This is a genomic window from Bartonella sp. AP36NXGY (assembly GCF_042195865.1).
GTDB lineage: Bacteria > Pseudomonadota > Alphaproteobacteria > Rhizobiales > Rhizobiaceae > Bartonella.
The window spans coordinates 1-1251 of record NZ_JBHIPD010000104.1; the positions used below are offsets into that span (position 1 = coordinate 1).

Consider the following 1251-nt stretch of genomic DNA (forward strand, 5'->3'; position numbering starts at 1 on the left):
GACGAAAGCATCAACAAAACCCACCTTGAACGTGCATTAGCTTTAGCCAAAGAAGTAGCAAAGGTGAAGCAAGTGAGCTACGCTTTGATTGAACGGGTAGCAAAAGATTTTGATGATCACTCAGAGCTTTCTAGCGAGGAATAACCTCGCTCTTGGAAGGAGAGTTTATTTAAGTCTATTTAGAACAAAGAATAAATTGATTATTTTGAAAAAATTGAGGGGATTATGAATCATGAAATGGATAAAGAAAAAAAGTATGGGGGCAGCTGAGCCGGTGGAATTTAAAAGTCAAAAAGTTTATCAGGAAGATGAACTGTTTGAGCCCGAAACAGTTTCTTCTTGGAAAGAAGAAGGACAGATAGTAACGGGTACAAATGTGGAAAGAATGGTATCAGGAAGAGCACCTATTGGAGTCGATTTTAGACCTATTATGTTACATCCTGTGACACAAGAACAAGATAGTCCTCTCGTTGAGGTTCTCTACTCATTTTATCAAGGCAGGAGTTTGGTTGCTCCTATGAATCCAAAGACAAATTTTATCAGAAAAGTTATTTGTTGGATTTCAAAAAAAATTCCTAAGTAGGAAAAAAGAAAGAGTAATTATTGCAAATATTGAAATAATATCCCTAAAAGGCGCTCTCTAAACTTTAATGATCACCTCCTTTAATTCCATCATATATTGTAAATGCGAGATGATTGTACAGAGACAGATGAGAAAAGAGCTCCGTCAAGAACATATCTCTTATGATTTTATCAATCTCATCTCAATTCCATTGGCTATAGTAGAAAAAGATTGATCATTAGGAGCACTCATTATGAGTAAAAACACGCTGTGACTTATGGAGAAAAATTTATGAAAAGTTATACTTTATCAGATGTTGCACAATATGTTGATATGCATAGTCATGTTATTAATTTTGGTACTCAAGATAATGCCCCTGATGATGTACGGATTAAAACAGCTGAGAACACTCTTGGTTTACAATTTACCTCTTCCTATAAGAATTTTTTAAAAAATTATGGAGGAGGAGAAATTGGAGGTGAAGAAATATTCAGTATTTATGAAATCTGTGCAGGTATTCCTGCTGGTGATATTGTTTACCGAAATTTGCTCGATAGAAGAGATGGCTTTACGGACCCCAAACAACTTGTTATCTGCACAACTGATTTTGGTGAAACCTTTTATTTTGATTATAAGCAGTTTCGCGATGGTGAATGCCCACTCTATCTCAAGTATACATCTGAAGATTC

2 protein-coding genes are annotated in these 1251 nt (G+C 35.3%); both read left to right on the forward strand.

The window, feature by feature from the left end; all coding sequences use genetic code 11:
• Positions 1–232: 232 nt before the first annotated feature.
• Positions 233–583 (forward strand): HNH/ENDO VII family nuclease, encoded by a 351-nt coding sequence (locus ACFINX_RS10100; protein WP_375618707.1) that lies wholly within the window; start codon positions 233–235, stop codon positions 581–583.
• A gap of 270 nt (positions 584–853) precedes the next feature.
• On the forward strand, positions 854–1251 hold a 398-nt coding region (locus ACFINX_RS10105; protein ID WP_375668799.1), incomplete at its 3' end, for an SMI1/KNR4 family protein.

What these genes read in the sequence shown, in the direction of transcription:
- ACFINX_RS10100 (WP_375618707.1), top strand. Translation starts at nt 233, where the DNA reads ATGAAATGGATAAAGAAAAAAAGTATGGGGGCAGCTGAGCCGGTGGAA.